Annotated in this window: 16 protein-coding genes and 3 tRNA genes; 14 read left to right on the top strand and 5 right to left on the bottom strand. The window is 67.1% G+C overall.

All coding sequences use genetic code 11. The features are described from left to right. The first annotated feature begins 31 nt into the window (after nucleotides 1–31). Genes ASG92_RS18395 through ASG92_RS18385 form a run of 3 tightly spaced genes read left to right on the top strand, consistent with a single transcriptional unit; the run spans nucleotide 32 to nucleotide 3,139 of the window. Nucleotides 32–1,198, top strand: a complete 1,167-nt coding sequence (locus ASG92_RS18395; protein ID WP_056631423.1) for a DUF2092 domain-containing protein — start codon at nucleotides 32–34, stop codon at nucleotides 1,196–1,198. Continuing rightward, nucleotides 1,195–2,253: an ABC transporter ATP-binding protein gene (locus tag ASG92_RS18390; RefSeq protein ID WP_056631420.1), complete on the top strand. Its 1,059-nt coding sequence runs from the start codon at nucleotides 1,195–1,197 to the stop codon at nucleotides 2,251–2,253. Before ASG92_RS18395 ends, ASG92_RS18390 begins: the two co-directional genes overlap by 4 nt. Continuing rightward, entirely contained in the window at nucleotides 2,240–3,139 is a 900-nt protein-coding gene (locus ASG92_RS18385) for an ABC transporter permease (protein ID WP_056631418.1), read from the top strand. Before ASG92_RS18390 ends, ASG92_RS18385 begins: the two co-directional genes overlap by 14 nt. 17 nt (nucleotides 3,140–3,156) lie before the next feature. Here the strand turns inward: ASG92_RS18385 and ASG92_RS18380 are convergent, their stop codons facing one another. From ASG92_RS18380 to ASG92_RS18365, 4 genes are all read right to left on the bottom strand, one after another. Beyond that, complete coding sequence (locus ASG92_RS18380) at nucleotides 3,157–4,590, bottom strand: C40 family peptidase (protein ID WP_056631415.1); 1,434 nt, start codon at nucleotides 4,588–4,590, stop codon at nucleotides 3,157–3,159. 239 nt (nucleotides 4,591–4,829) lie between these two features. Then, on the bottom strand, nucleotides 4,830–5,750 hold the full coding sequence (locus ASG92_RS18375) for a cation diffusion facilitator family transporter (protein WP_056631413.1): 921 nt from the start codon (nucleotides 5,748–5,750) through the stop codon (nucleotides 4,830–4,832). Between the two features lie 10 nt (nucleotides 5,751–5,760). Beyond that, nucleotides 5,761–6,189 carry a metallopeptidase family protein gene (locus ASG92_RS18370; protein ID WP_056631411.1) on the bottom strand — a complete coding sequence of 143 codons (429 nt, stop codon included), beginning with the start codon at nucleotides 6,187–6,189 and terminating at the stop codon, nucleotides 5,761–5,763. Between the two features lie 9 nt (nucleotides 6,190–6,198). Continuing rightward, on the bottom strand, nucleotides 6,199–7,161 hold the full coding sequence (locus tag ASG92_RS18365) for a DMT family transporter (RefSeq protein WP_056631408.1): 963 nt from the start codon (nucleotides 7,159–7,161) through the stop codon (nucleotides 6,199–6,201). Nucleotides 7,162–7,401: 240 nt separating this feature from the next. On the opposite strand from ASG92_RS18365, the gene ASG92_RS18360 reads away from it, so the two are divergent. The 5 genes from ASG92_RS18360 (at nucleotide 7,402) to ASG92_RS18340 (ending at nucleotide 9,500) form a co-directional block, all read left to right on the top strand. Beyond that, a tRNA-Glu gene (locus ASG92_RS18360) sits at nucleotides 7,402–7,474 on the top strand. Between the two features lie 95 nt (nucleotides 7,475–7,569). Further along, a tRNA-Asp gene (locus ASG92_RS18355) sits at nucleotides 7,570–7,643 on the top strand. 48 nt (nucleotides 7,644–7,691) lie between these two features. After that, nucleotides 7,692–7,764 (top strand) — tRNA-Phe (locus tag ASG92_RS18350). Nucleotides 7,765–7,911: 147 nt separating this feature from the next. After that, complete coding sequence (locus ASG92_RS18345) at nucleotides 7,912–8,517, top strand: TetR/AcrR family transcriptional regulator (protein WP_056631406.1); 606 nt, start codon at nucleotides 7,912–7,914, stop codon at nucleotides 8,515–8,517. Next, nucleotides 8,517–9,500 carry an EamA family transporter gene (locus tag ASG92_RS18340; protein WP_056631404.1) on the top strand — a complete coding sequence of 328 codons (984 nt, stop codon included), beginning with the start codon at nucleotides 8,517–8,519 and terminating at the stop codon, nucleotides 9,498–9,500. The genes ASG92_RS18345 and ASG92_RS18340 overlap by 1 nt, the downstream gene beginning before the upstream one ends. Here ASG92_RS18340 and ASG92_RS18335 read toward each other — a convergent pair. After that, on the bottom strand, nucleotides 9,481–10,251 hold the full coding sequence (locus tag ASG92_RS18335) for a TetR/AcrR family transcriptional regulator C-terminal domain-containing protein (protein ID WP_056631400.1): 771 nt from the start codon (nucleotides 10,249–10,251) through the stop codon (nucleotides 9,481–9,483). The two genes, ASG92_RS18340 and ASG92_RS18335, sit on opposite strands and share 20 nt — an antisense overlap. 107 nt (nucleotides 10,252–10,358) lie before the next feature. Here ASG92_RS18335 and ASG92_RS18330 point away from each other — a divergent pair, with 107 nt between their 5' ends. The 6 genes from ASG92_RS18330 to ASG92_RS18305 all read left to right on the top strand — a co-directional run bounded on the left by ASG92_RS18330 (nucleotide 10,359) and on the right by ASG92_RS18305 (nucleotide 15,033). After that, nucleotides 10,359–11,039, top strand: a complete 681-nt coding sequence (locus ASG92_RS18330) for a DUF2306 domain-containing protein (RefSeq protein WP_056631396.1) — start codon at nucleotides 10,359–10,361, stop codon at nucleotides 11,037–11,039. Between the two features lie 523 nt (nucleotides 11,040–11,562). Further along, nucleotides 11,563–13,158, top strand: coding sequence for a glycoside hydrolase family 68 protein (locus tag ASG92_RS18325; RefSeq protein ID WP_056631394.1), 1,596 nt, complete (start codon nucleotides 11,563–11,565; stop codon nucleotides 13,156–13,158). A gap of 285 nt (nucleotides 13,159–13,443) precedes the next feature. Beyond that, nucleotides 13,444–13,899: a hypothetical protein gene (locus ASG92_RS18320; protein ID WP_056631391.1), complete on the top strand. Its 456-nt coding sequence runs from the start codon at nucleotides 13,444–13,446 to the stop codon at nucleotides 13,897–13,899. 107 nt (nucleotides 13,900–14,006) lie between these two features. Further along, a complete protein-coding gene (locus ASG92_RS18315) occupies nucleotides 14,007–14,465 on the top strand; it encodes an Asp23/Gls24 family envelope stress response protein (protein WP_056631387.1) in 459 nt (152 codons plus the stop codon). Beyond that, nucleotides 14,462–14,653: a hypothetical protein gene (locus tag ASG92_RS18310; RefSeq protein ID WP_056631385.1), complete on the top strand. Its 192-nt coding sequence runs from the start codon at nucleotides 14,462–14,464 to the stop codon at nucleotides 14,651–14,653. The genes ASG92_RS18315 and ASG92_RS18310 overlap by 4 nt, the downstream gene beginning before the upstream one ends. Then, a complete protein-coding gene (locus ASG92_RS18305) occupies nucleotides 14,650–15,033 on the top strand; it encodes a hypothetical protein (protein WP_056631381.1) in 384 nt (127 codons plus the stop codon). The genes ASG92_RS18310 and ASG92_RS18305 overlap by 4 nt, the downstream gene beginning before the upstream one ends. The last annotated feature ends 42 nt before the right edge of the window (nucleotides 15,034–15,075 follow it).

The following is a 15,075-nucleotide window of genomic DNA, read 5'->3' as shown; positions in this document are numbered from 1 at the left end:
ATATGAGCTGCGACCACGGATCGGAGTTGAGATGACGCCCACCTGGCTGCGGTGGATGCCCGCCGTGGCCGTACCTGCTGTAATCGCTGCCGGAGTCCTGGCGGGGTCCGTCCCTGCCAGCGCCCGCGATCCGTTGCCCGGCAAGACTCCCGCGCAGGTGCTGGCAATGATCGGGCAGCACACCACCAAGGCCCTGTCCGGAACGGTGGAGCAGACGTCCGAACTCGGCCTGCCCGACGTTCCCCAGGTAGGGCCGAGCAGCGGCCCCGCTGCAGGCTCCCTTGCGGAATTGCTGACAGGTCCGCATAGCGCCCGGGTCTATGTCGACGGACCCGCCAAGGTGCGGATCCAGGTCATGGACCGAATGGCTGAGCGGGACGCGGTGCGGCAGGGCAACGAGGTTTGGCTGTACAACTCCAAGGACAATACCGCCACGCACCTGACGCTTCCGGGCATTGCGTCCGGCAAGCAGGACCGTGGCTCCCGGATGCCGGGCAGTGTGGCAACGCCCGAGGAACTGGCCGCCCGGATGCTTGAAAAAGTTGACGTTTCCACGGACGTGGCCGTGCGCGGGGACGTGGAAGTGGCCGGCAGGGCAGCCTACAACCTGGTGCTCACTCCGCGCTCGCAGGGAACGCTGGTGGAATCCGTGGCTGTCGCCGTCGACGGCGAGAACGGGTTGCCGCTGAGCGTGGAAGTACGGGCACGCGGGCAGCAGGAGCCCGCCTTCCGGACGGCATTCTCAAGCCTCAAGCTTGAGGCCCCGGATGCTGCCATCTTCAACTTCACGCCTCCGCCCGGCGCCTCGGTCAAGGAACTGGCGCTGCCGTCGTCCGGCTACGCCAAGCGGGACCTGGGCCAGCAGGGCAGGGAAACCTCAGGCCTGGGCAAGGACGAACTGGGCAAGCTGGAAAATGACCGGAAGGCGCCCGCTGCAGCCGGTGGGGCTCCGTCCGTGACCGGCACCGGCTGGGAGACGGTGGTCGGTTTCCCGGCTCGCGCCAACTCCGCGGCGGCCGGGGCGCCGTCGGTCGACACGCTGCTGAACGATCCGCTTCTCCGCCAGGCAACAGTCGCCGTGCCCGGCGGCCGGGCGATCTCCACGTCGTTGCTGAACGTCCTGCTGACGGACGACGGCCGGATGTTCGTTGGCTCGGTGCCTCTGGAGCGGCTGCAGGCCGCTGCTGCCGCGAGGTGACTTCCGCTGACCGGGGCGCCGGACTCGCCATTGAGACCACGGGGCTGAGCAAGCGCTTCGGCCATCAGCTTGCGGTGAACAGCATCGACCTGGCGGTGCCGCAGGGTTCCGTCTTTGGCTTTCTGGGTCCCAACGGCTCCGGCAAGACCACCACCATCCGCATGATGCTTGGCCTGGCCGCAGCGACAGCAGGGTCGGTGCGGCTGCTCGGTCAGGACATGCCGGGCAAGCTGGACGAGGTACTGCCGCAGGTGGGCGCCCTCGTCGAGGGGCCCGCTTTCTATCCGTTCCTCTCCGGGGCCGCAAATCTGCACCGCTTTGATGCCGCCGACCGCCACGCTTCGCCGGGCACGCGGCGGGCCCGGGTGGCGGAAGCGCTCGACCGGGTGGGGCTGTCACACGCCGCGCGCAAGAAGGTGCGCGCCTATTCGCTGGGCATGAAGCAGCGGCTGGGAATCGCCAATGCCCTGCTCTCCCGCAGGGAACTGCTGATCCTGGACGAACCCACGAACGGGCTGGATCCCCAGGGCACCCGCGAGGTGCGCAGCCTGGTCCGGTCCCTCGCCGCAGACGGTGCCACGGTCTTCGTCTCCAGCCATCTGCTGGCTGAAGTGGAGCAAATTTGCACCCATGCGGCCATCATGAGCGTGGGGCGCCTGGTGGCGCAGGGTCCGCTGGCCGAGCTCCGCCAGGCGGGCACCGCACAGCTTCGCCTGATAACGCCCGACGCCGGCGCGGCCTCGGGCGTGCTGGTCCGGTTCGGCATGACTCCGGTCATCGGGCACCCGGACGGCGCCGACGCCGTCATCACATCCGTCCTTCCCGGCAGCGCGGGGGCGCTGTCCCCGAACGGCTCGCGCAACCCTGGCGGGGCTGGCGGAACAGGCGGGACCGGCGAACGGGATGCGGCCGCGGCGCTTGAGGCGGCGCCGGAAGCAATCGTGGCCGCGCTTGTGGCGGACGGTGTGAGGGTTCGGGGCTTCGCCGTGGAGCGGGGCAGCCTTGAGGACCGCTTCGTGGCGCTGACGGGGGAGGGATTCGATGTCGCGCAGTGACCAGGTGTCCGAACACGGCTCCAGGACCGCAAAGGAGTCCGGCCGGGAAGGTTCCGTGCCACGGCAGCGGGCGTCCAGCCGATCGTTCCTCGCCTCGGAGCTCAAGCAGCTGTTCCGCCGCGGGAGGACCCAGGCCCTGCTGCTGGCGCTCGCCGCGATCCCGGTGATGATCGCCGTCGTCGTCCGCCTTTCCACGGCGGTCCCGCCGGGCCGGGGGCCGGCATTCCTGGACCGCATCACGCAGAACGGGCTGTTCGTCGGAGTGACCGCCCTGATCGTCGCGGTGCCGCTGTTCCTGCCGCTGACCATCGGCGTCGTGGCTGGCGACACCATCGCCGGCGAGGCCGGCCATGGAACCCTCCGCTACCTGCTCGTGGCTCCCGCCGGGCGCGTGCGGCTGCTCCTCGTGAAGTATGTAGGCGCGGTTGCATTCTGCGTTGCGGCTCCGCTGGCGGTGGCGCTCGCCGGCGCCGGAATCGGGGCGGCGCTGTTCCCCGTGGGCCCGGTGACGCTGTTGTCCGGCGATGTGGTGCAGCCCGGCGAGGCGTTGAACAGGATGCTGCTGATCGCCGCCTACCAGACGGTGTCCCTGCTGGGACTGTCGGCGATCGGGCTCTTCCTGTCCACGCTGACGGATGTGCCGGTGGGAGCCATGGCCGCCACGATCGTCCTGTCCGTCGCGTCGCAGGTGCTGGACCAGCTGCCCCAGCTGGAGTGGCTGCACCCGTGGCTGTTCAGCCATTACTGGTTCGGATTTGCGGACCTGCTGCGCCAGCCCATCGGGTGGGATTCCTTCACCAGCAACGCCATGCTGCAGGCCGGCTACATCGCCGTGTTCGGCGCCCTGGCCTACGGCCGGTTCGTCAGCAAGGACGTGCTGTCTTAGCGGTGCTGTCTTAGAGGCTAGTACCGCGCCGCCACCGGATAGAGCTGCATGCCGGCCATCATGCTCAGGTCCGTCACGGTGATCCCGGCAGACGGATTCAGGGCCTGCACCACCCTGCCGCCGCCCAGGTAGATGGCCACGTGGTAGAAACCGGGAGCCGATCCCCAGACCAGGAGGTCACCCGGCTGCGCCTGGGACAGGGGAACGTGGACGGGTGCCTGGGCGAATTGCTCGGCGGCCGTGCGCGGCAGGTATTTTCCGGCTGCGGCGAAGGCGCTCTGAACCAGACCCGAGCAGTCAAAACCGTAGGCTCCGGTGCCGCCGAACTGGTAGAAATAGGGCTTTCCCGCCTTGCCCAAAGCCACGGAAATGGCGGTCTGGTTGGTGCCTCCCGGTGACGGTGCGGGGGCGGGCTGGACTGGTTGTGGAGCCGGAACCGGAACCACGGGAGCCGACTGGACCGGAGCGGGCCGTGCCGGTGCGGGGGCAGGCTCCGGGGCCGGTGCGGGTGCCGGGTCTGCGGCTGTCGGCGCCAGGGCTGCCGGTGCGGGAACTGCCGCCCGGGCAGGAGTTTGGGCCTGCGGGGAGGCCGGATCGCCGCTTACCGTGGCCGCCTGTTCCGCTGCAGCCTGATCCGCGGCGGCCGTGATGGCAGCGAGCCGGGCCTGCTGCCGCTGCCGTTCCAGACCGTCGATTCTTGCCGACTCAAGAGCTGTCGTGGTGCGTCTCAGCGAGGCGAGCTGCCCCACCAGGACGGTCCGCTGCGCCTTGGCCTCGGACACGGCTTTCAGCTGGGCCGCGTTGGCCTGCTCTGCCGCAGCCTTGAGCGATTCGGCGGTCTTGGCGGCGTCATCGGCCGCCCGCCGGGCGTCTGCAGCGGCTGCGGTAAGTGATTCTGCCGCGGAAGCGGTGGTCTCGGCCGTTTCGAAGGCACGGCTGCGGCCGGCTGAGAGGGCTTGCAGCGTTGCCGCCTGCTCCAGGACGTCACCCTTGCCGGCGACGAAGCTGCTCAGCGCGGGGTTCAGCCCGCCGTTGCGGTAAAGGTCCCCCGCCAGCTGGCCGATCTCCTTGCGGCTCTTTGCCTGCTCTTTGTCAGCGGACGCGGCCCGGGCGGTCGCCACGGCGGCGGCGTCGGTCCGGGTCCGGAGCTCCACGAGGGCGTCGCTGTAGGCGTTGTTTGCCTCGAGGGTCCGCGCGAAGGTCAGCTCCTGTGCGGAGGCGGCATCCGCCAGGATGCGTTCGATGCGGGTGACCTGCGCCGCCGTCGCGCTTTCACTGGACTTGGCGGCGGCAATGTCGCCGGGGGAGGGGATCTCCGCCGCCGGAACCACCAGCGCCGGCGCGGTGGCCGGGGGCACCAGCGAGGCGTGCGCGGGCGCCGCGAGCGTTCCGAAAAGTACGACGGCGGTGCACAGCACGGCGGCCTTGCAGCCTGTTCCGGTCAAACTCATTCGCAAACCTCGCTGCGTTCGGGGCCGGGACGAACGAGTAGGGAGGCGGCACGAAAGTGCCCCTCTGCAAATCACCCAGCAGCACCGAGGCTACGTGCCCATGTGCCACTTTGGCAACACGAGTCACATCAATAACATAAACCACAAGAGTGTCATTCGGCGGAATTTCCGTGGGCGTGTCACCCGCGGCGGGAGCGGCAGAAGACCGCGGGCCGCCCTAACGGCCCCTTACGGCGCGGTCAGGCGTGCTGGCGGGACTCGTGCTCGGAGTGGCTGGCCGGTTCCAGCTGAAAGGTGCAGTGTTCCGTGTCGAAGTGGGAGCCGAGGCACGTGGTGAGCTTGTCCAGGACCTGGTCCGCGCCCCGGGCGCTCAGGACGGCATCCTCCACCACCACATGGGCGGAAAAAACGGGCACACCGGACGTGATGGTCCAGATGTGGATGTCATGGACGGCCACGACGCCGGCCACGGACAGGATGTGCTCGCGGATCATCCGGACCTCCACCCCCTTGGGTGTGGCTTCCAGCAGGACGTCCACCACGTCCCGGAGCAGGTGCCAGGCGCGCGGCAGGATCATCAGGGCGATGAGTGCCGATGCAATGGTGTCGGCTGCGTGGAAGCCGGTGAACTTGATCACCAGCGCCGCCACAATGACGGCGAACGAGCCCAGGAGGTCGCCCAGCACTTCCAGGTAGGCGCCGCGCACGTTGAGGCTTTCCTTCTGCGCCCGGCGCAGGATCAGCAGGGACGCCAGGTTGGCGGCCGCGCCCAGGGCGGCGGCGTAGAGCATGATGTCCGTCTGCACTTCCGGCGCGGAACCGATCCGGCGGATCGCCTCGGTGAAGATGACCACCGCGATCACCACGAGGATGAGCGCGTTGGCGAGGGCGGCCAGCACCTCGGCGCGCTGATAGCCGTAGGTGCGCAGGTCGCTGGCCGGACGGGCCGCGATCCACGCGGCCAGGAGCGCGATGAACACGCCCGCGGCGTCGGAGAGCATGTGTCCGGCGTCGGCAAGCAGGGCCAGGGACCCCGATAGCGCCGCGCCGATCACCTGGATGAAGACCACGGCCAAGGTGATGGACAGGACCGCAACCAGTCGGCTGCGGTGCTTCCCGGTCGCGGTGACACCGTGCGCGTGGTTGTGGTCGTGTCCCATGCCTACAAGGCTAGTCCCAACCGAGTTCGTGAAGCCTCTGGTCGTCGATTCCGAAGTGGTGGGCGATCTCGTGGACCACCGTAACGGCCACTTCCTCCACCACGTCCTCCCGGGAGGAACAGATGTCCAGGATGGGCTGGCGGAAAATGGTGATCCGGTCCGGCAGGGATCCCGCGCCCCACCACGAATCCCGCTCGGTCAGCGGAACGCCCTCGTACAGTCCCAGCAGCACCGTGTCCGGGTCCTCACCCGGCTGGGGCGTGTAGTCATCGTCAATGAAGACCGCCACGTTGTCCATGGCCCGCGCCACCTCCGCCGGTATCCTGTTCAGGGCGTCGCTGACGGCCGCCTCGAAATCGGCTTCCGACATGTCGAAGCCTGAGGGTTCGCCGTCGCCGTCCGGGACGATGGGAAGTCCGGGCGGCAGGTTTGCAGGCATACCCAAACTTTAGCGGGATCTCCGCCGCGTGAGCCCCACGCCGACCAGGCAGATTGCGCCGCCCACGAGCCCCCAGACGGTCGGGATTTCGCTCAGCACCAGCAACGAGATCAGGACGGTCGTGCCGGGAACAAGGTAGGTAGTGGCGGCCAGCTTCCCGGCGTCGATCAGCGACAGTGCGTAGGCCCAGGTGGTGAACGCGATGGCGGTGGGGAAGATGCCGAGATACACGAGGCCCAGGGTTGCCGGCAGCGGCGCCGCCTGCAGTTCCGTCACGAGCTGGCCGCCGAACGGCAGGCAGCACACCAGGCCCACCATGATCCCGAACCACGTAGCCTGCCCGGCGGGAAACTTCCGCAGCACGGGCTTCTGGACAATGACGCTGACGGCCGCAAGTGCGGCGGCGAGGAGGCACAGCAGCACGCCGGCCACGTCCGCCGTCGACCGTTGCCCCGAACCGAGCGCGATCACGGCAACGCCGCCGAACGCCACGAGGCTTCCGATGATCAGCCAGCGCGGGAATCCCTCCTTGAGGATGAGGCCAGCCATCACCGCGATGAGGATGGGGTTCACGTTGATCAGCAGCGCGCTGGTTCCGGCGTCGAGCAGGTGTTCGGCGGCGTTGAGGGCCACGTTGTACCCGCCGAACCACATGACGCCGTAGGCCAGGATGGGCCACCACTCGCGTCCCCGGGGCAGCGTGCGCATGGTGGGCAGAACCACCGCGCCGAGCACGACGGCGGCAATCGCCAGCCGCCCGAGCGTCAGGGAGCCGGGGGAGAAGCTGGGGCCGACGGCGCGGATGCCGACGAAAGCGGAGGCCCAGAGCACCACGGTGACAACGACGGCGGCGACGCCCAGTTTGTTGACGGGCCGCTTGGGCTGCCGGGTGGATGGGGCGGGCGCTGCAGCGGCGGATCCTTCGTGGGGATCGGCGGGGTGCAGGGAGCTGGTGTCGGCGGTGGTTGCCATGGTGACAATCTAGTCCTGTTCAGCGTCCCGGGGCTGGCGGAAATCGGTCACCTCTAGGCAAGAAACTGCCATTCTGCCGCGCCCGGCGCGGGGGCCGCCGCGGAGGCTGCCGGGCCGATTTTGGAATTTCCCGGCGTAGGCCCTATAGTTTTAGAGGTCCAGTTCGGAGCAACTCGGAGGGACAAAAACGAAAGGCTTCGGCCCTTTATTTTTGCCCTGAATGAGCCGGATTGAGTTCAGGCCCCCATCGTCTAGCGGCCTAGGACACCGCCCTTTCACGGCGGCGGCACGGGTTCGAATCCCGTTGGGGGTACGCAAGGAAGTGGTCAAACCGGACCAAAAAGTCTGGTAGGCTAAAGGCCTTGAAAAATTGCAGTAGCGATACTGTGAACAGCAAGAAACAAGCAAGGCCCTGTAGCGCAGTTGGTTAGCGCGCCGCCCTGTCACGGCGGAGGTCGCGGGTTCAAGTCCCGTCAGGGTCGCTCTGATTGCCAGAAGAAATTCCGGCTGTCATGGTGACAAGTCACCTAGGCTCTGTAGCTCAGTTGGTAGAGCGTTCGACTGAAAATCGAAAGGTCACCGGATCGACGCCGGTCGGAGCCACTTTTCGGCAAGCTCAACGCTGGGCAGCTAAAACCCCGCAGTTCCTCGTGTTTACACGGGAGCTGCGGGGTTTTTTCGTTGCCTTCAAGAGCGGAAGTAGGTAGACTGGTCTACCTACTGTACCTGCGAGGCCGGCGAGGACCACACATGACCGAGAAACCGATGACACCGGGAAGCGGCCTTCCCAAGAGGCGTGCCCGCGACGCCCTGCTCGAAGCGGCTTCGCGGCGCTTCTATGCCGACGGCCTGGCCCGAACGGGTATTGACACCATTACGGCCGAGGCGGGCGTGGCCAAAAAGAGCCTCTACAACAATTTTTCCTCGAAGGCTGACCTGGTGGCGGCGTACCTGGCCGCCCGCCACGAGGAGTGGATGGGGCTGTACCGGACGCGGATGGAGGTGACCACCAGCCCCCGGGAACGCGTCCTTGCGGTCTTCGACGCCTATGCGGACCACGCCGATCTGGCCTATCAACGTGGCTTTCGGGGCTGTGGCCTGCTCAACGCTGCGGCCGAGCTGCCTGCCGGGGACCCCGGAAGGACGGCGGTCCGGCGCCACAAGGAGGAGGTTGAGGCGTTGATATCGCAGCATGTGGCCGAACTCCTCCCGCACTCACCTGAGCGGGCCCATTCAATTGCCCGGCACCTGGCGTTCCTGCTTGAAGGTTCGATGGCCCGCGCGGGCCTTGAGGGCAATGACCACTGCATTCAGGAAGCCCGCCAGATCGCGGCCGCCCTGATCGGCGCCCTGTGATGGGCACGGGTTTCAAGGGAAGCGCGTGGGGTGCGTTGTTTGTGCTGGCCGCCTCGGTGTTGTGGGGCACAACGGGTACCGCAGCCACATTCGCCCCCGACGTGAGCCCGCTAGCGATCGGGGCGGTAGCAATGGGCCTGGGCGGCCTGCTGCAGGCAGCGTTCGCGGCCCGATCGATCATCGCGTTCTCGGCATCCCTGCGCAGCCAGTGGCCCACGGTGGCTTTGGGATCGTTGGCCGTCGCAACGTACCCCCTCGCCTTTTACTCTTCAATGCACCTGGCCGGCGTGGCGGTTGGCACGGTTGTCTCCATCGGGTCGGCCCCGCTCGCCTCCGCCGTCATTGAGCGGGTCATGGACCGGAGAAGGTTTACCGGCCGGTGGGCGGCGGGTGCGCTGCTCGGTCTCGCTGGTGCCGTGCTCTTGTGCTTCGCGGAAGCCGGGCAGGCTGATCCGGCGTCGGCCACTGATTCGGGCTGGTCCGCGTCCGCCGGCATCGGCCTGGGGCTCATTGCCGGACTCACGTATGCGCTGTACTCCTGGGCTGCGCACCGCCTGATTAACACGGGGGTGCCCTCGAGGGCAGTCATGGGGGCCGTCTTCGGCATAGGCGGGCTGCTCCTCATGCCCGTGCTGGCCATCACGGGATCGCCACTCCTCGCCTCCTGGCAGAACTTGCTGGTCGGCGCATATATGGCGCTTGTCCCGATGTTTGCGGGCTACGTTCTGTTCGGCTGGGGCCTCGCCCGCGTCCGCGCCAGCATGGCCACCACCATATCCCTCGCTGAGACAGTGGTGGCCGCCGTCCTGGCTGTGGTGGTGGTGGGTGAGCGCCTGCCGGCGCTGGCATGGGTTGGTGCCGCGCTGGTCGCGGGCAGCCTCTTCGTTCTGACGCTGCCTGCCCCCGAAAGACGCCACGGGCGGGCCGAAGAAATTCCGCCCGAAGGCGAACGGCCTGTCCCCGTCACACGGACTCGGGCCTAGGTTTAGGCGGGCCTCCGCTATCCCCTGGTGCGCCGCCGACCAGGTTCGCTCGCTGCGACGTCCAGCCCTGCTCATGAAGCCGCTCGAAGCCGTCAAGCAGCAGGTCGAGGGCAAACTCGAACTCAAACTGGTCGTCGCAGCCCTGCCCGGCGACCGATCCGTCGTCGTGCCTGGCGGCCGTGGCGACCTTCAGTATGTTCGGATACCGCTCCGCCATCTCACGGAACACGGCGGCCTGCGCTTCCGGCGCCATAGCGGCAGGATTCCCGCTTGCCGGGTCGTCGAACAACTCCTGGGTGAACCCCCACATCCGGCTGCCGAGGGCATGCATGACATGGTGGGTGAGATCGACGGAGAACCCTCCGGCCAGGAACATGCCGATGAACGAGTCCATGTACCCAAGAACCGCGGGCGTCCTGTTCGTGCGGGATTCGAGCACCCGCCGGGCCCAAGGGTGCCGCAGGAGGGCCCGCCTCGCCGAGAGAACCCGCAGCCGGACAACGCACTTCCAGCCGGCATCGCGGACCGGCGGATCGATCTCCCGGACGATTGCGTCGACCATGCCGTCGAGAAGTTCATCCTTGTTTGCGACGTGCTTGTACAGCGCCATCGGGACCACGCCGAGCTCCTGGGCGAGCCTGCGCATGCTGAGTGACTCGATGCCCACCTCATCGGCAAGCGCGACGGCGGCGTCCAGTACCCGGTCCCGGCTCAAGGGGACACGGCGCGTAGCTTCCACCTGCTGGGTCATCCGGACCAGCCTCCCTTAGCAGCGTTCCCTTGACAAGTGTACTGCGTACACCTACCCTCGGGACACATGAGGTGTACGCCGTACACTCACTGAGCGGAGGACTCGACATGCCAACGGAAACCATCGGCGCCCCGGCGCCCGTCCGCCGTCCACAGGTCCAGTGGCCCGTGCCCGCCGCCTTGATTTTGCTCAGCCTCATACCGGTGGTCTTCGGGGCGGTGCGTCTTACCGAGCTGACGGCCGGTGCCGCGGTGACACCGCAGAACGCGAGGTTCTTCGACTCGCCCGTACCCGTGCTGATCCACATTCCCGCTGCCATCGTCTACAGCCTGCTGGGGGCGTTCCAGTTCGTCCCGTCACTTCGCCGGGGCGGTCGCGGCAGGCTCAGCTGGCATCGCGTCGCCGGGCGCATTCTCGTGCCGGCGGGCCTGCTCGTAGGCCTCACAGGCCTGTGGATGGCGGTCTTCTACGACCTCCCGGAAGGCGACGGCGACGTACTCCTCGTCCTGCGGCTCATCTTCGGCTCGGGCATGGTGGTGAGCATTGCCCTGGGGCTTCTCGCGATTCGGCGCCGGGACTTCGTCAGGCATAGTGCCTGGATGGCGCGTGGCTACGCCATCGGGATCGCCGCGGGGACCCAGGCCCTGGTATCCATCCCCTGGATTCTCCTGGCCGGCCCGCCCAGCGAGCTGACCCGGGCGGCGCTCCTGGGGGCAGCGTGGGTGATCAACCTCGCCGTGGCCGAGTACTTCATCTACCGGCGGGCGCAGGCATCCGCGCGCCGGTAGAACCGGCGGATCCGCCCCGGGAGCTGCACCGGCTGGACTAGCTGGACGCCTGGGGGATGGAAGGGATCTTCGACACACCCCGGAGTCTTTTCCCGGGTAATCGGGTGCTCCACAACGGCCCTTTTGCGGCCGAAAAGGGCAGTTGTGGAGCAATGGACGGGTAAACAAATGATGAATGACGGATATAAAGCAGATTTATTAAGCTGCAGTTGAATCGGCGGGCCCGATGTGGCACGCGCGCGCCAACGTAAATGTAAGCGCTTGCACTTATTCTCGCCGGTCTTCCGGGGGCGCTGAAAACCGGGTTGAACTCGGTCGACAACGTTGTCTACCGTGGAGTCCAGGCCGGGGAAGTGCACAACCTCCTAAGCCGCCTTACCGGGGCCCTACCCAAGCCCCGTTTCCCCTCGACACAACGGCGTCCTCGATGACGCCTGCCGTGTCATCGGGACCTCCGGAGTGCGCGGGGACAAGGGCACATGCCCGTCTTCCACGAAATGTAACTCCGCGAGAAGAGCAAAACATGCACAAGCACCCCAACACACCCCTGAAGCTGCGGTGGCGACCCGCCGCCGCAGCTCTGGCGGCCGCGGTCGCGGCCACCACGTTCCTCGCCGTGCCCTCGGCGCAGGCAAACGAACCGTCGGATCCGCCGTCGAACACGCAGATGCCCGCCCCCACCCCGGGCTTCCCCCTGCCTACCAAGCACACGCAGAAGGCTTATGATCCGGCGGCCGACTACACTTCCAAGTGGACCCGTGCGGATGCCAAGCAGATCATGGCTCAGAGCGACTCCACCGTCGCTCCGGGCAAGAACTCCATGAGCCCGGACGTCACCATGCCGGAGATCCCTGAGGATTTCCCCGCCATGAACGACGACGTGTGGGTCTGGGACACCTGGTCCCTGACCGATGAGAACGCCAACCAGATCAGCTACAAGGGTTACGACGTCATCTTCTCGCTGGTCGCCGACCGCCACGCCGGCTACGGCTTCGACCAGCGCCACTGGAACGCCCGCATCGGCTACTTCTTCCGCAAGACCAACGCCGATCCGGCCAAGGACAAGTGGAACTACGGCGGACACCTGTTCCTGGACAACACCTCCATCGGCAACACGGAGTGGTCCGGCTCCACTCGCCTGATGCAGGGCGACCACGTGAACGTGTTCTACACGGCCACCACCTTCTACGACCGGGCAGAGCGCAACGCCGGCGGCGGCGGCATCGCCCCCGACGCCGTCATCGCGAAGGCGCTGGGCAACATCCACGCCGACAAGAACGGCGTCACGTTCGACGGTTTCCAGCACACCAAGCTCCTCGAGCCGGATGGAAAGCTGTACCAGAACAAGGCGCAGAACCCCGGCTTCGCCTTCCGCGACCCCTACACGTTCGCGGACCCGGCCCACCCCGGCAAGACCTTCATGGTCTTCGAAGGCAACACCGGCGGCAAGCGCGGCGACTACCGCTGCGAGGACGCTGACCTGGGTTATGCCAAGGGCGACGCCAACGCCGAGAAGCTCAACGAGGTCAACAGCACGGGTGCCTACTACCAGACCGCAAACGTCGGCCTGGCAGTGGCCGAGAACAAGGACCTGACCAAGTGGAAGTTCCTGCCCCCGCTCCTGTCCGCCAACTGCGTCAACGACCAGACTGAGCGCCCGCAGATCTTCATCCAGAATGAGGGCGGCAAGAACAAGTACTACCTGTTCACCATCAGCCACCAGTTCACCTACGCGGCAGGCATGCGCGGCCCCGACGGCGTCTACGGTTTCGTGGGTGACGGTGTGCGCTCGGACTACCAGCCGATGAACAACAGCGGCCTGGCCCTGGGTTCGCCGACGGACCTGAACATGCCGGCCAACGCTCCGGAAGGTCCCAACCCGCTCCAGAACGGCCGCCAGTTCCAGGCCTACTCGCACTACGTGCAGCCTGGTGGACTGGTCCAGTCCTTCATCGACAACGTCAACGGCGTCCGCGGCGGCTCCCTGTCGCCCACCGTGAAGATCAACTTCCGGGACGGCGTGTCCAAGGTTGACCGGAGCTTCGGCCAGAACGGCCTCGGCCCGTTCGGCTACCTGCCCACCAACGTCAACGTTGGCGGAGCCGGACTCTACAAGTAACCCAGTACTACAGCAGCAACCTGCGGAGGCGCCCGGATCCCATCCGGGCGCCTTCCTCGTTAACCGGCGCTACGTGCCCGGCCTGTCCGTCTCCGGAATATCGCCTAAATGCCGTGATCGTTCCCTATATATAAGGGAGGGCTGCAAGGACCGCGCGCAATGTCAACTTGGCAAGCGGGCTACGGCCCGGGCTAGACTCGCACGCCGGGGACACGGCCGGGCGCCCCGCGCCTGGCCAGACAGGCCGCCGACACTGGCGGCACAACCTATCCAGGAATGTGAACTGTGAAAAACCTTGCACGCCCGCTGACCGCCGCCGCCCTCTTCGCCGTTGCGGCACTCACCGCATGCTCCGCCCCGACAGCCGGCAGCGCGCCGTCGTCGGCCTCTTCCAGCAGCCCCTCGTCAAGCGGCAGCCCTTCGGCTTCAGCCAGTCCGTCGTCCGGCCCGTTCGGAGGCTACGCCTCAGCCGCGGAGGCGTGCGCTGCCATCTCCGAGCAGGCCACCGGAGCCTCGCTGCTGCCGATGTCGGCTGCCCAGGGAAAGACCGCGGAACTTGAGCAGAAGAAGGCGGATCTCAATGAGACGGCAGAGCGCGTTCCGGATGCGCTGAAGGCCGACTTCGCGAAGCTGGACGAAGTCGCCGTGGCGGGCCTGAAAGACCAGACGGTGTATTCCAGCGGCCAGTTCCAGAACGCCATGGCGCCGGTGACCAAGTGGCTGGCCGCCAACTGCTCGTAGAGCACCGGCGGATACCTTCTGGAACTGCGGGCGAATCCGGCGCGCTGCGCCCCTGACGTTGTCGGACCTAAGGGATAGGGTTGTGTTCAACAGAAGGGGAGCGCCTGATGGAATACCAGAACCCACAACCCTCCGCCGGAGTCCGCGCGGAGGCGGCCCTAAGCCGGCCCGCGGCCGGCGGCCGCACCATCATCTCTGAGACGGCAGTGGCCAAGGTCGCGGGAATTGCCGCCCGCGCCGTGCCCGGAGTGTATTCCTTGGGAACGGGCTCCTCACGGGCGCTGGGCGCCATCCGCGACGCCGTGGGCAGCTCGGACCATGCCGCCGGGGTGCACGCCGAGGTCGGCGAGACCCAGGTTGCCGTCGACATTACGCTGGTGGCGGCATACGGCACGCCGTTGCATTCCCTGGCCAACCAGGTCCGGGCGGCCGTCTATTCGGCGGTCGAAAAACTCGTTGGCCTGCAGGTCATCGAAGTGAACGTCGAAATCAACGACGTTTACATAGCGCCGCCGCCGAAGCCCGCGGGGGCGCCGGCTGTGACTGAAAGGGAGGCGGTCCTGTGAGCCTGACGGTCGTAGGCATCGCAATCGGTGCGTTCGTGGCGTTCATGTCCCTCCAGTTCGGTCTGTGGGGCTTCCTGGTCTCCCTGCTGTTCATGGGCATCGGTGCCCTCCTGGGCCGCGCCGCAGAAGGGAAACTGGACCTGCGCAGCGTCATCGACGCCCTTAGCGGCCGGCGCTCCTCATCATGAGCCAGGCAGCCGAAGCAGCCACGCCGAGCCGGCTGTACAGCGGCCACAACCGGATCAGCACCCAGGCCCTCACCAGCCTGGCCAAGGCCGCCGCCGCCGAATCCCTGGGCGTCCCGGCCCATGACGTGCGCGCAGAGTGGTCGGACGACGACGGCCTGCTGGCTTTGTCTCTCGTCACGCCTATCAAGATTCCCGGCCTGACGGCCGTTATCCGCGATCCGGAACGTGTCTCAGTGTTCGGCGGGTCAATCTGGCAGAGGGCCGTCTCCGCCAAATCCGACATCCTTACCAAGGTCACCGAACTCAGCGGTGCACGGTTGAGCAGGGTGGACATCCGCATCAGCGGGGCGCACGTCACGGAGAGGGGCCGGGTTCGTTGAGTTCCGTCATTGAACAGCAGAGCGAGGCGGGGGACGTACCCG

It is taken from the genome of Arthrobacter sp. Soil736, from assembly GCF_001428005.1.
In the GTDB taxonomy this organism is placed as follows: domain Bacteria; phylum Actinomycetota; class Actinomycetes; order Actinomycetales; family Micrococcaceae; genus Arthrobacter.
This window is presented reverse-complemented; position numbering and strand designations above follow the sequence as displayed.

Coding starts and splice junctions, on each gene's coding strand:
- ASG92_RS18325 (WP_056631394.1), top strand. CDS start 11,563: ATGCACAAGCACCCCAACACACCCCTGAAGCTGCGGTGGCGACCCGCC.
- ASG92_RS18370 (WP_056631411.1), bottom strand. CDS start 6,189: ATGCCTGCAAACCTGCCGCCCGGACTTCCCATCGTCCCGGACGGCGAC.
- ASG92_RS18330 (WP_056631396.1), top strand. CDS start 10,359: ATGCCAACGGAAACCATCGGCGCCCCGGCGCCCGTCCGCCGTCCACAG.
- ASG92_RS18385 (WP_056631418.1), top strand. CDS start 2,240: ATGTCGCGCAGTGACCAGGTGTCCGAACACGGCTCCAGGACCGCAAAG.
- ASG92_RS18375 (WP_056631413.1), bottom strand. CDS start 5,750: ATGGGACACGACCACAACCACGCGCACGGTGTCACCGCGACCGGGAAG.
- ASG92_RS18340 (WP_056631404.1), top strand. CDS start 8,517: ATGGGCACGGGTTTCAAGGGAAGCGCGTGGGGTGCGTTGTTTGTGCTG.
- ASG92_RS18305 (WP_056631381.1), top strand. CDS start 14,650: ATGAGCCAGGCAGCCGAAGCAGCCACGCCGAGCCGGCTGTACAGCGGC.
- ASG92_RS18345 (WP_056631406.1), top strand. CDS start 7,912: ATGACCGAGAAACCGATGACACCGGGAAGCGGCCTTCCCAAGAGGCGT.
- ASG92_RS18315 (WP_056631387.1), top strand. CDS start 14,007: ATGGAATACCAGAACCCACAACCCTCCGCCGGAGTCCGCGCGGAGGCG.
- ASG92_RS18395 (WP_056631423.1), top strand. CDS start 32: ATGACGCCCACCTGGCTGCGGTGGATGCCCGCCGTGGCCGTACCTGCT.
- ASG92_RS18365 (WP_056631408.1), bottom strand. CDS start 7,161: ATGGCAACCACCGCCGACACCAGCTCCCTGCACCCCGCCGATCCCCAC.
- ASG92_RS18380 (WP_056631415.1), bottom strand. CDS start 4,590: ATGAGTTTGACCGGAACAGGCTGCAAGGCCGCCGTGCTGTGCACCGCC.
- ASG92_RS18335 (WP_056631400.1), bottom strand. CDS start 10,251: ATGACCCAGCAGGTGGAAGCTACGCGCCGTGTCCCCTTGAGCCGGGAC.